Origin of the sequence: Bradyrhizobium sp. JYMT SZCCT0428 (assembly GCF_018131075.1) — a bacterium.
Taxonomy (GTDB): Bacteria; Pseudomonadota; Alphaproteobacteria; order Rhizobiales; family Xanthobacteraceae; genus Bradyrhizobium.
In genome coordinates this window covers 362,046-374,118 of record NZ_JAFCLS010000001.1, presented here as the reverse complement: position 1 = coordinate 374,118, position 12,073 = coordinate 362,046, and the positions used below count along the sequence as shown (strand labels likewise).

Below are 12,073 nucleotides of genomic sequence, written 5' to 3'. Positions count from 1 at the left end.
CTTTACGGCTTATGACGCGCTCTCCCCGGTGAGACGGCCTCTATTGCCACCGTCGCCCCTCGGAAGCGTTAGCTCCCGCAGGACTTAACGCCGTTACGGGCGCCAGGACCACACGCTTTCGCCGTACGCTTCAGCCGCGACCGTCCATCGCAACTGTTACGTCCACCGCAACCCGCCCCTCGTCGTGACGACGGCCGACGCCCCTCTGAGTGGGACGGGATAACGCAAACTCGTAGAGATGATTTGCCCGACGGCGAAAGCGAAATATTTTTTATTCCGGGGCTTGACACGATTTCCGTAAATCAGAAGTGATTTGCCCGTCGGGTTGTTTTGTCGCACCTTCGCCCAGCGATATCGCGCGACGGAGATAACGCCACCATGTCGGGCGGTCCCCTTCGGCGGATGTCTGCAAAAGCTGCAATCGGATGTTGCGCCCCTGGTGACGCTGTCGCTGGAGTCTGGCGGTCATCCAGTGGTCTTGTTCAAGCGCACAGAACGCGTGCAACCGCCTGTTGCCGTCCCATCACACCGACCGGAAAACGCGCAGGTCCGATTGCAACCGCCCGGCGGTGACGTCCGATTCCGATATGCTCCGATTCCAGGCGTCGGCCCCTAAGGCCCTTTTTTTGTCGCCATGCCAGTTTTTTGACACGAGAAGCATCAAATGCGCCCCTCAAGTTCGATAAAGCGATTTCGCGGTGCCCTGCTGGGAAGCACCACGCTGGTACGGCTATCTCTTTCCGTCACACTGCTTGCGATCGGCCTCAACTGCTCCCCTGCGTTCGCCGATGGCGGATCGGGCGGATCGGGGGCAACCGGCGCGGGGGCCGGCGGTGCAGGCGGCGTCGATAATCCGGCGCAGGGCACTGGCGGCACCGGGACGGCCGGCACCGCCAACGCGAGCGGCGGGGGCGGCGGTGGCGGCGGCGGCAGTGGCGGGGCAGTCGGAGTCGGGGGCGCAGGTGGCGCGGGGAGCGGACTTGCTGCAGGCGGATTGGGCGCGACCTCTGCTCTTGGCACAGGAGGCGTTGGCGGCGCCGGCGGGGCCGCGGGGGCTGGAGGCGGCGGAGGCGGAGGCGGCTTCAACCTGTCGGAGACGTCGGCCGTCGTGAATGACGCGGGGAATTTCACCGGATCTGCCGGTGGTGCCGGCGGCGCCGGAAACGGGACTGGCGGCGGAGGCGGCGGTGGCGCCGGCGGGGCCCAGATTTTGCTCATAAACACCGCCACTTACAGTATCAACCCTGGAGTTGCGCGGATCAGCGGCGCTGGCGGCGCGGGTGGTGCGAGTGCAACTGGTTTCGGCGGTGCCGGTGGCACCGGCGGCGCAGGAGCTATTTTTTCCGCCGGCGGAACACTGAATGTCGGCGCAGGGGCGCTACTGCAGGGCGGCGCTGGTGGTGCTGGCGGGGTGAGTGCCGGCGGCAATGGCGCGAACGGCGCGGGTGGCGTCGGTGTCATCGGCGCGGGTCTGACGATCAATAACAACGGCACGATCAGGGGCGGATTGAATGGTGATGGCGTGACACGCGCCAACGCAATCACCCTTACCGGCGGCACCAACACCATCACGTTCGGCAATGCCGCTTCGGGCATCGATGGAAACATCGCCGTCACCGGCTCGCTCACATTCGCTCAGCCGACTGATTCTGCGTTGGATCAGGTGATCACCGGGTCCGGATCGATCGCGAAGACCGGCGCCGGCGTACTGTCCCTGTCCGGCACCAACACCTATGCGGGCGGGACCACCATCACGGCCGGCACGCTCGCGATCCAGAATACCTCGGGTCTCGGCACCGGCGCAGTGAGCTTCGCCAACGGCACGCTCCTCGCCAACGTCACTGGCACGCTGGCGAACAACCTCAGCGTCGGCACAGGAGGCGCCTTGCACGTGGTTGCGGGCAATGGCCAGGCCCTCACATTGACCGGCGGCCTCAGCCTCGCAGTTGGCCCCAACGCGATTCAATTCGGGCAGGCAGGCAGCACGGGACTGATCAACGTCGGGTTCGTTAACGGCAGCTTCGGCCTCCCGGAGAGCTTCACCGTGGACATTCTCGGCGGCACTGTTCGCCAGACCACCTTCGTTCTCATCGGTTTCATGGGAGCGGCGAATGCGACGAACATTGCGGCGGGAGCAACTTTCGGGTGGGCTTCGCCCACGGGTAACGGCATCCGCAACCTCCAATCGGCCGGCAGCTTCATCCTCGATGCAGGCGTGATCGGCCGCGTCGGCGGCGGTCTGTCGAGCGGCACCATCTCCGGCGACGGCGCGTTGACCGTCGCAAGCCCCAACACCATCGGCCCCAACACCGGCAATCTCGTCCTGACCGGCGCCGCTACGCACACCGGCGGCACCACCATCAATGCGGGCGCGCAGTTGCAGGTCGGCGCGGGCGGCACCACCGGCTCGCTCGCGGGCAACGTGCTCAACAGCGGCACGCTCGCCTTCAACCGCTCGAACGCGGTCCAGTTCGACGGCGTTGTCTCGGGCGCCGGCGCACTGCAGAAGAACGGCGCCGGTTCGCTCAACCTCACCGGCAACAGCACTTACACCGGCAACACGACGGTCAACGCAGGCCTGCTGGCGGTGAACGGCTCGATCGCATCGTCGGCGCTGACCACGGTGAATGCCGGCGCAACGCTCGGCGGCAACGGCACCGTCGGCAACACCACCATCAATAGCGGTACGCTGGCGCCGGGCAATTCGATCGGGCTGCTGACGGTGCAGGGCAACCTCGTGTTCGCGGCGGCGTCGAGCTACATGGTCGAGGTTTCGCCAACTAACGCCGATCGCGTCAACGTCACCGGTGCGGCGACGCTCGGCGGCGCCACTGTGAATGCGAATTTTGCGGCCGGCAGCTATGTCGAGAAGAAGTACACGATCCTCAACGCCGCCACCATCAGCGGCACGTTCGGATCAATCGTGAACACCAATCTGCCCGGCGGCTTCCAGTCGAGCCTGAGCTACGACGCCAATAATGCGTATCTCAATCTCCAACTCGCGCTGGCGCAGCTTAGCGGCCTCAATCGCAACCAGCAGAACGTTGCCAATACGCTGACGAACTTCTTCAACGCCACCGGCGGCATCCCGCTGGTGTTCGGTACGCTGACGCCGGCCGGGCTTTCGCAAGTCTCCGGCGAAACCGCAACCGGATCGCAGCAGACCACGTTCAATGCGATGAACCAGTTCATGGGGGTGATGACCGATCCGTTCATCGCCGGCCGTGGCGATCCCTTCAGCGCCGGCGGCAATCCGAATGCCTACGCCGAAGAGAGCATGGCTTACGCAGCCAAGCGCAAGCCGACCGATGCGCTGGCGGCGATCTACACCAAGGCGCCGCCGATTGCGCCAAGCTTCGAGCAGCGCTGGAGCGTGTGGGCGGCAGGCTTCGGCGGATCGCAGACGACAGACGGCAACACGGTACTCGGATCGAACAACACGCGCAGCAGCCTCGCGGCCGGCGCGGTCGGCGCCGACTATCGCATTTCGCCGAACACGCTGGCGGGCTTTGCGCTGGCCGGCGGCGGCACCAGTTTCAGCGTCAATGGATTTGGCTCGGGACGCTCCGACCTGTTCCAGGCCGGTGCGTTTATCCGCCACGATGTCGGCCCGGCCTATATCACCGGCGCGCTCGCCTATGGCTGGCAGGATGTCACCACCGACCGCACGGTGACCGTCGCCGGCATCGACCAATTGCGCGCGAAGTTCAATGCCAATGCGTGGTCGGGGCGCGTCGAGGGCGGCTATCGTTTTGTCAGCCAAGGCTTTGGCTGGACGCCATACGCTGCCGGGCAGTTCATAACGTTCGAACTGCCGGCTTACACCGAGCAGGCGATTGTCGGCGCCAACACATTTGCACTCGCTTACAACGCCAAGAGCGTCACCAGCACCCGCAGCGAACTCGGCCTCCGCACGGACAAATCATTCGCGGTGCAGAACGGCATCTTCACGCTGCGCGGCCGCGCCGCCTGGGCGCATGATTACGATCCGGACCGCTCGATCGGTGCCACGTTCCAGACGCTGCCGGGCGCGAGCTTCGTGGTCAACGGTGCACGGCAGGCCGCTGATGCCGCACTGGTGACCGGTTCCGCCGAGATGAAGTGGCTCAACGGCTGGTCGATCGCCGGCACCTTCGAGGGCGAGTTCTCGAACGTGACCGAGAGCTACGCCGGCAAGGGCGTGGTTCGCTATGCCTGGTAAGGCGGGCAGGGAAGACGCATTGCCCTTCGCGCCGCGTTCGCCTAAGTCCGTCGGACGCCGTTTACCAATGGTAGACGTTAATCTTGCCGTTTAAGACTGTCTCAATCCGCAATAATTATTGAGTAGGTAAGCGGCCGCGTTTCCCGTTAAGGGAACGTGGCGTTGCTTCGGCAAATTTTCGACGATTTGGGGATATTAAACCGCATGTGCGGCATTGTCGGCATTCTCGGACGCGCTCCGGTCGCGGAGCAGTTGGTGGATTCGCTCAAACGCCTGGAATATCGCGGCTATGATTCGGCCGGCGTCGCCACGCTGGAAGGCGACCATCTGGCGCGGCGCCGCGCCGAGGGCAAACTGAAAAACCTCGAAAAGCGGCTGGAGGCCGAACCGCTCGCCGGCCATACCGGGATCGGGCATACCCGCTGGGCCACCCACGGCCGGCCGACCGAGAACAACGCGCACCCGCATGCGACCGAACGCGTCGCCGTGGTCCATAACGGCATCATCGAGAATTTTCGCGAGTTGCGCGAGGCGCTGGAGAAAAAGGGCGCGGTCTTCAAGACCGAAACCGATACCGAGATCGTGCTGCATCTGGTCGACAATCTGCTCGGCCAGGGCGTGGGTCCCGTGGAAGCGGTGAAGGCGGCGCTGTCGCAGCTGCGCGGCGCGTTCGCGCTCGGCTTCATCTTCGCCGGCGACAATGATTTGATGATCGGCGCCCGCAACGGCCCGCCGCTGGCGATCGGCCACGGCGACGGCGAAATGTATCTGGGGTCGGACGCGATTGCGCTCGGGCCGCTGACCAACACCGTCAGCTATCTCGAGGACGGCGACTGGGTGGTGCTGACGCGCAAGGGCGCCACCATCTACGACAAGGACAATGCGATCGTTCATCGCGACGCGATCAGGCACACGGCGTCGAGTTCGCTGGTCGACAAGGCGAACTACCGCCACTTCATGGCCAAGGAAATCCACGAGCAGCCGGAAGTGGTCGGCCATACGCTGGCGCGTTACGTCGACATGGCGACCGACCGCGTGATGCTGCCGGTGACGCTGCCGTTCGATTTCAGGGGTGTGCAGCGCATCGCGATCGTCGCCTGCGGCACCGCGAGCTATGCCGGCCATATCGCCAAATACTGGTTCGAGCGGCTCGCCCGCGTACCGGTCGAGGTCGATGTCGCCTCGGAATTCCGCTACCGCGAGGCGCCGCTGCGCAAGGGCGATCTGGCGATCTTCATTTCGCAGTCCGGCGAGACCGCCGACACGCTGGCGGCGCTGCGCTATGCCAAGTCGCAAGGCGTCCACACGCTGTCCGTGGTCAACGTGCCGACCTCGACGATCGCGCGAGAGAGCGAAACCGTGCTGCAGACGCTGGCGGGGCCCGAGATCGGCGTCGCCTCGACCAAGGCGTTCACCTGCCAGCTGATGGTGCTGGCCGCGCTGGCCGTTGCCGCCGGCAAGGCGCGCGGCGAATTGTCCGACGAGGACGAGACCAAGCTGGTCCATGGCCTCGTCGAAGTTCCCCGCCTGATGGCGGCGGCGCTGACCACCGAACTGCAGATCGAGAAGCTGGCGCGCGACATCGCCAAATGCCGCGACGTGCTCTATCTCGGCCGCGGCACCAGCTATCCGCTGGCGCTGGAAGGCGCGCTGAAGCTGAAGGAAATCTCCTACATCCACGCCGAGGGCTATGCCGCCGGCGAGCTCAAGCACGGCCCGATCGCGCTGATCGACGAGAACATGCCTGTCGTGGTGATCGCGCCGCATGACCGGGTGTTCGAAAAGACCGTCTCCAACATGCAGGAGGTGGCTGCCCGCGGCGGCAACATCATCCTGATGACCGATGCCAAGGGTGCGGCGGAGGCGACCATCGAATCCCTGGTCACCATCGTGCTGCCCGACATGGCTGCGACCTTTACGCCCATGGTCTATGCCGTTCCGGTGCAGCTTCTGGCCTATCATACCGCCGTGGTGATGGGCACCGACGTCGATCAGCCGCGAAATCTGGCCAAATCGGTCACGGTCGAATAGCCGCAGGGGCGTGCTTGCCGGCATCTCGGGCCTTCAAAAACCTGCTAGGATGGCTTAGCTGGAACAAGACCGGCTGCCCCCGCGACCTGGAACCGCAATGAATCCCCAAGATCTGCCCCCGTCCAACCCGGCCGACGTGCCGCCGGAAGCCCCACGCGGGCTAATGGCCCGTTTCCGCAACTATTTCCTTACCGGCCTCGTGGTCGCCGGACCGATCGCGATCACCTTCTATCTGACCTGGTGGTTCGTCACCTGGGTCGACAATCTGGTCCGTCCCTTCGTTCCGACCGCCTACCGGCCGGAAACCTATCTGCCGTTCGGGCTGCCGGGTTCCGGGCTGATCGTCGCCGTGATCGCGCTGACGCTGCTGGGTTTCCTGACCGCGAACCTGATCGGCCGGACCCTGGTCGATCTCGGCGAACGGCTGCTCGGCCGCATTCCGGCGGTGCGTGCGATCTATCGCGGCCTGAAGCAGGTGTTCGAGACGCTGTTTTCGGGGAACGGATCGAGCTTTCGCCGGGTCGGCCTGGTCGAGTTTCCCTCGCCAGGCATGTGGTCGATCGTGCTGATCTCGCAATCGCCGAGCGTCGACATCGCCAACAAGCTGCCCGGCCAGGATGAGCACATCTCGGTGTTCCTGCCCTGCGCACCGAACCCGACCACGGGGTTCTTCTTCTACGTGCCGAAGAACAAGATCATCGAAATCGACATGAGTGCCGAAGACGCCGCGACCCTGATCATGTCCGCGGGCGTGGTGCAGCCGGGCTCCGATCCGCAGAAGAAGATCGCGGCACTGGCCGCGACGGCGCAGGCCGCGCAAGCAGCGCGTGCCGCCAACGCCGCGAATGCAGCCACGCTGCAGCCGGCGAAGGTGGAGTAGGGCACCGTCCCCTCGGCGTCATTGCGAGGAGCCCTTGCGACGAAGCAATCCATCCATCCGTTATGCCGTGCGATGGATTGCTTCGCTGCGCTCGCAATGACGGGGAGGGAGCGGAGCCTCAAATCAGCGTCTCGTAGAGATCCTTCCATTCCGGGTTTAATGCTTCTATCAACGCCAGCTTCTTCGCGCGACTGCCGGCTTTGATCTGCTTTTCCCGGGTGATCGCTCGATCATGGTTTCATGCAATTCGTACCAAACCAGAATTTTGCAGCCGTATTTGGCTGAGAAGCCCTTCACCAGCCCCTCGCGATGCTCATACGCGCGTTTAGGCAAGTTGGAGGTGACGCCTGTATAGAGCGTTCCGTGGCGCTTGTTTGCGAAGATGTAGACGCACGGTTTTTTCATCGACTGTTCTCCGACCGTCCAACTTACTCCGTCATTGCGAGCGCAGCGAAGCAATCCATCTCGCCGCAAAAAGAAAGAATGGATTGCTTCGCTTCGCTCGCAATGACGGCTGATAGAGCTTTACCCAGCCCCGATCAGCGGGATCGCTTCATCGCGCTCATACAAATACAGCAAACACCGCAGCGCTTCGCCGCGGTCGCCTTTCAGCTTCGGATTGTCCTTCATGATCCGCAGCGCCTCGTCGCGGGCCTGGGTGATGAGCTGGCCGTGGACTTCGGAGCGCGCGATGCGGTAGCCGGGCAGGCCGCTTTGCCGGATGCCGAGCACGTCGCCTTCGCCGCGCAGTTTCAGGTCTTCCTCGGCGATCCGGAAACCGTCTGACGTTTCGCGGATCACTTTCAGCCGCGCGGTGGACATCTCGTTGAGCGGTTCCTTGTAGAGCAACAGGCAGGTTGACGCCTCTGAGCCGCGGCCGATGCGGCCGCGCAATTGATGCAATTGGGCGAGGCCAAAGCGCTCGGCGTTCTCGATCACCATGATCGACGCGGCGGGGACGTCGACGCCGACCTCGACCACGGTGGTCGCAACCAGAAGACCGATTTCGTGGGCGGCGAACTGCGCCATCACGCGGTCCTTTTCCGTGCCCTTCATCTGGCCGTGGACGAGCCCGACGCGGTCCCCAAAACGCTGCTGCAGGCGCTCGAACCGTTCGGTGGCGTTGGTGAGGTGCTCGATGCCCTCGGCTTCGGATTCCTCGACCAGCGGACAGATCCAGTAGACCAGCTTGCCGGCCTTGAGCGCACGGCCGACGCCGTCGATGACCTCGTCGAGCCGGCTGTTGGGGACGGTACGGGTATCGATCGGCTGGCGGCCGGCCGGCTTTTCGCGCAATTCCGAGACGTCCATGTCGCCGAAATAGGTCAGCACCAGCGTGCGCGGGATCGGCGTCGCGCTCAGCACCAGAACGTCGACGGCCTCGCCCTTGTTGGTGAGCGCGAGGCGCTCGCGCACGCCAAAACGATGCTGTTCATCGACCACGGCGAGCGCCAGCCCCTTGAAGATCACGTCGTCCTGGATCAGCGCGTGGGTGCCGACCAGAAAATCGATCTCGCCGGCTTCCAGCTGGGTCAGGATTTCGCGTCGCTCCTTGCCCTTTTCGCGCCCCGTGAGGATCGCCACCCGTATGCCGGCGCGTTCGGCCAGCGGCGTGATGGTCTTGATGTGCTGGCGCGCTAAAATTTCGGTCGGCGCCATCAGTGCGGCCTGCTTGCCGGCCTCGGTCACGGCGGCGGCCGCGAGCAGCGCGACCACCGTCTTGCCGGATCCGACGTCGCCCTGCAGCAGCCGCAGCATCCGCACCGGCTGGCGCAGATCCCCGGTGATGGCGGCGACGGCGTCGCGCTGCGACGCCGTCAGCGCATAAGGCAAAGCGTCGATGATCCTGCTGCGCAGATGGCCGTCGCCGGCATGGCGATCACCGGCCGGCCGGCGCAACTGCGCGCGCACCAGCGCCAGCGCCAGTTGACCCGCCAAAAGTTCGTCGAAGGCGAGCCGCGACCAGAACGGGCCATCGGGGAGGATGTCCGTCAGTTCGACCGGGATATGGACGCGGGTGAACGCTTCACGGATGGGCGGGAAGTGGCAGCGGCGAATCACTTCCGGGCTGATCCATTCGGGCAGTTCGGGGAGCTTTTGCAGCGCCTGGGCCACGGCACGGCGCAGCGAGCCGAGCGCGAGGCCTTCGGTCAGGGGATAGACCGGATCGATGCCGGTCAGTTTCGCAAAGGCCGCTTCATCCACGATGTTGGTGGGATGCACGATCTGGGGAATCCCGTCGTACATCTGCAAGGTACCCGACACGTAGCGCTTCTCGCCTACGGGAAGCAGTTTTTCGACATTGCCGGGCTTGGCGCGGAAGAACGTCAGCACCACGTCGCCGGTGTCGTCGCTGGCATAGACGAGGTAGGGCGCGCGCGAATTGCGCGGCGGTGGCGGCCGGTGGCGATCGACGGTGACTTCGAGCGTCACCACGGTTCCCTGCACGGCTTCACGGATTTTTGGCCGCGCGCGGCGATCGATCACGCTGGCCGGCAGATGCAGCAGCAGATCGACCAGCCGCGGCGTCTCGCTGCGGCCGAGCAGATAGCGCAGCAATTTGTCCTGCTTCGGCCCGACGCCAGCAAGCGTCGTGACCGGAGCAAACAGCGGATTGAGCAGAGGAGGGCGCATTTACTTGTCCGTCATGCGCGGGCTTGACCCGCGCATCCATCATTCTTCGAGAGGAATCTTACGAAGCAGATGGATTGCCGGGTCAAGCCCGGCAATGACGAATTCTTCGAGCAGGAAGGGTTGACGTTCTCCGAACGGACCCCGCCTGGCAGGTCCACGGCTTTTTTGGTGTCGGACTACGATGCCTGAAACGCGCTGCCCTTGAACCGCTTGACCGGGCTGCCGCGCTCGAGACGGTCATGCGCGGCATGGGCGTCATTCCGCGCGGTGATCGCTTCGAGCTCGCCCTGCAGCCTGATCAGTGCCGCAATCCGCTCCAATGCCAGCGCCTTGTTCCGATGTTGCGCGCGTTCCTCGCGCGCCACGACGGACAGACCGGTTGCGATGTGGGTCGCACGCACGGCGCTCCCGGTCTTGTTCTGATGCTGACCACCGGGGCCGCCGGCCCGGAAGGCTTCAAAGCGAACGTCGTGCGCGGCCAGCGCTTTCGGCGCTTCGGGCGGCGCCGGAAGTTCGAAAACACCAATGAACCAGTTCTTCCGCTTGTGATGTGGCCGGAGCGGGCTTTGCGCCACCCACTGGATCGAACCGATCCAAGGCCGTGCGAAGGCCGCGGCGGCGTCGCCATGGATCACCGTTATCGCCGACGCCGGGCCATGCCCGTCCGGATTCGGTCCATTCACGCAATCGGTATCAAGGCCGAGCGAAGTCGCTTCGGCGGTGAGCGTCGCGACAGCCTTTGCGAGCGCGATCCGGCATTCCGCCGGACCGCGTCCGCTGGTGAGGAGAAGGCGGATCATCGGCGATCCTCCTTCCAGGATTTTTCGCGCTTGCCGCTGCTCAGCGCGACGATGGATTGCGCCTTCTTGAACGTCACCAGCGGCCGGAACGTCGCCACCACGCGTGCCAGCCCGAACTCGACGAGGTCGGCGATGACGCGATCGATGTTCTTGTAGGCCTCCGGCGCTTCTTCCACGAGCAGGCAGCGATCCCCGCAGACGACGATGCCGCCGTAGGGATTGCGCTCCAGCCGCGCCACATCGGACTTCTTGCCCCGCACGCGGCCGTGCATGGACGCCCGATCGTATTTGCGGCCGGCACCATGCGCGAGCGAGGCGAGCGCCTCGGTCTGCATCGCCGCCAGCGGCTCCACCAGATAGGACAGCGTCCCGCGCGATCCCGGCACCGGCACGAGCCCGCGATCGGAAGCGGCCGCGCCCTTCCGGTGCAGCATGATGTCGTCACCGCGACTGCCACGACGCTCGACCAAGTTGTGCGCCAGATCGTTGACAGGACGCAGTTCCGCACGCGCCGCCACTGCGGCCCGCTCCGCGATGATGCGGCGATTGAGCTTCGCCCATCGCACGGCGTGATCATGCGCATCCATGTAGGATCCGCCTTCGTCACTCGCCGGATCAAGCGCTGCCTGCCCGTTCGACAGCACGCGCTCCAGGATCGAGTAACCGAGGCCGCGCGAGCCGGAGTGGACCAGGACGTAGGCACGGTCCCGCTCCAGTCCCGCCTGCGCAGCGGCCTCCGGCGCAAGGATTTCGTCGATGGCCTGGATCTCGCAGAAATGATTGCCGCCGCCGATGCTGCCGAGCGAAGCATCGAACGTCGTGGCGTCAAGACCGGCATCGGACAGGGCGCTGCCAACGTCGCCATCCCAGGGTTGATCGAGCGAGCTCAAGCGCTCGGCCAGCTGGTCGAGACGCAGCTTGCGAGCTGCGATGTCGAGCGCAAACAGCCCCATGCCGCAGCCGATGTCGGAGCCGACCAGCTGCGGATGAATCCGGTCGGCCAGAATGGCGCAACCTACGGGACCATATTTGCCGGGATGCAGATCCGGCATGGCGGCGACCGCCCGGACCCCAGCCAGGCCAGCGACTGTTCGAGTTGAAGCGTGGCGTTGCCCTCGATCCAGGATTTGGACGAGGCGAAGACATGGATCGGCGCACGGCCGTCCATCTTGGGAAAAGTGCCCATTTGAAAACTTTCAGGAGATTTGGGTTAGTCGACGCGCACAGCACAGCTCTCGCTGACTCAAGCGCGTGATTTCCCAAGCGGCGTGGCTAACGCACACGCCCTTAGGCGATGCCCTCGACGGGGCGGCGAGACAACGTCATCGAGCCTTCTCCCTGTTGATCGAGCCAAAATCGGCCACCGATCGCGCAGATCACATACCGGCGAAACGCAAAAGCTGCAAGTCCGCCATGCCAAGCTATTGTCGCATGTCACAGGCATCAGGTTCACATGCATCAAGTTCACTTGGATTTTCACTTGAATTTTCACTTGGATTTGCGCCGGAAACGCTACTGACATTCGCT

7 protein-coding genes and 1 pseudogene are annotated in these 12,073 nt (G+C 64.5%); 3 read left to right on the top strand and 5 right to left on the bottom strand.

Annotated features, from left to right (window positions below; all coding sequences use genetic code 11):
- The first annotated feature begins 664 nt into the window (after positions 1–664).
- The 3 genes from JQ575_RS01900 to JQ575_RS01890 all read left to right on the top strand — a co-directional run bounded on the left by JQ575_RS01900 (position 665) and on the right by JQ575_RS01890 (position 7,112).
- Positions 665–4,201 carry an autotransporter domain-containing protein gene (locus JQ575_RS01900; RefSeq protein WP_212031581.1) on the top strand — a complete coding sequence of 1,179 codons (3,537 nt, stop codon included), beginning with the start codon at positions 665–667 and terminating at the stop codon, positions 4,199–4,201.
- A gap of 204 nt (positions 4,202–4,405) precedes the next feature.
- Positions 4,406–6,232: a glutamine--fructose-6-phosphate transaminase (isomerizing) gene (glmS, locus tag JQ575_RS01895; protein WP_212031580.1), complete on the top strand. Its 1,827-nt coding sequence runs from the start codon at positions 4,406–4,408 to the stop codon at positions 6,230–6,232.
- Between the two features lie 97 nt (positions 6,233–6,329).
- Entirely contained in the window at positions 6,330–7,112 is a 783-nt protein-coding gene (locus JQ575_RS01890) for a DUF502 domain-containing protein (protein WP_212031579.1), read from the top strand.
- A 118-nt stretch (positions 7,113–7,230) separates the two neighbouring features.
- On the opposite strand, the pseudogene JQ575_RS01885 reads toward JQ575_RS01890, so the two are convergent.
- The 5 genes and pseudogenes from JQ575_RS01885 to JQ575_RS44330 all read right to left on the bottom strand — a co-directional run bounded on the left by JQ575_RS01885 (position 7,231) and on the right by JQ575_RS44330 (position 11,732).
- Positions 7,231–7,517 (bottom strand): annotated as a pseudogene (locus JQ575_RS01885) (GIY-YIG nuclease family protein).
- Between the two features lie 120 nt (positions 7,518–7,637).
- A complete protein-coding gene (gene recG / locus JQ575_RS01880) occupies positions 7,638–9,746 on the bottom strand; it encodes an ATP-dependent DNA helicase RecG (RefSeq protein WP_212031578.1) in 2,109 nt (702 codons plus the stop codon).
- 176 nt (positions 9,747–9,922) lie between these two features.
- Positions 9,923–10,546 (bottom strand): peptide chain release factor H, encoded by a 624-nt coding sequence (prfH, locus tag JQ575_RS01875; protein WP_212031577.1) that lies wholly within the window; start codon positions 10,544–10,546, stop codon positions 9,923–9,925.
- Positions 10,543–11,598 carry an RNA ligase RtcB family protein gene (locus JQ575_RS01870; RefSeq protein WP_249166365.1) on the bottom strand — a complete coding sequence of 352 codons (1,056 nt, stop codon included), beginning with the start codon at positions 11,596–11,598 and terminating at the stop codon, positions 10,543–10,545. The genes prfH and JQ575_RS01870 overlap by 4 nt, the downstream gene beginning before the upstream one ends.
- Positions 11,562–11,732 (bottom strand): hypothetical protein, encoded by a 171-nt coding sequence (locus JQ575_RS44330; protein WP_249166364.1) that lies wholly within the window; start codon positions 11,730–11,732, stop codon positions 11,562–11,564. Before JQ575_RS44330 ends, JQ575_RS01870 begins: the two co-directional genes overlap by 37 nt.
- Positions 11,733–12,073: the final 341 nt, after the last annotated feature.

Excerpts from the sequence above, each read along its gene's own strand:
- prfH (WP_212031577.1), bottom strand. The coding sequence starts at position 10,546 with ATGATCCGCCTTCTCCTCACCAGCGGACGCGGTCCGGCGGAATGCCGG.
- JQ575_RS44330 (WP_249166364.1), bottom strand. The coding sequence starts at position 11,732 with ATGGGCACTTTTCCCAAGATGGACGGCCGTGCGCCGATCCATGTCTTC.
- JQ575_RS01870 (WP_249166365.1), bottom strand. The coding sequence starts at position 11,598 with ATGCCGGATCTGCATCCCGGCAAATATGGTCCCGTAGGTTGCGCCATT.
- JQ575_RS01890 (WP_212031579.1), top strand. The coding sequence starts at position 6,330 with ATGAATCCCCAAGATCTGCCCCCGTCCAACCCGGCCGACGTGCCGCCG.
- glmS (WP_212031580.1), top strand. The coding sequence starts at position 4,406 with ATGTGCGGCATTGTCGGCATTCTCGGACGCGCTCCGGTCGCGGAGCAG.
- JQ575_RS01900 (WP_212031581.1), top strand. The coding sequence starts at position 665 with ATGCGCCCCTCAAGTTCGATAAAGCGATTTCGCGGTGCCCTGCTGGGA.
- recG (WP_212031578.1), bottom strand. The coding sequence starts at position 9,746 with ATGCGCCCTCCTCTGCTCAATCCGCTGTTTGCTCCGGTCACGACGCTT.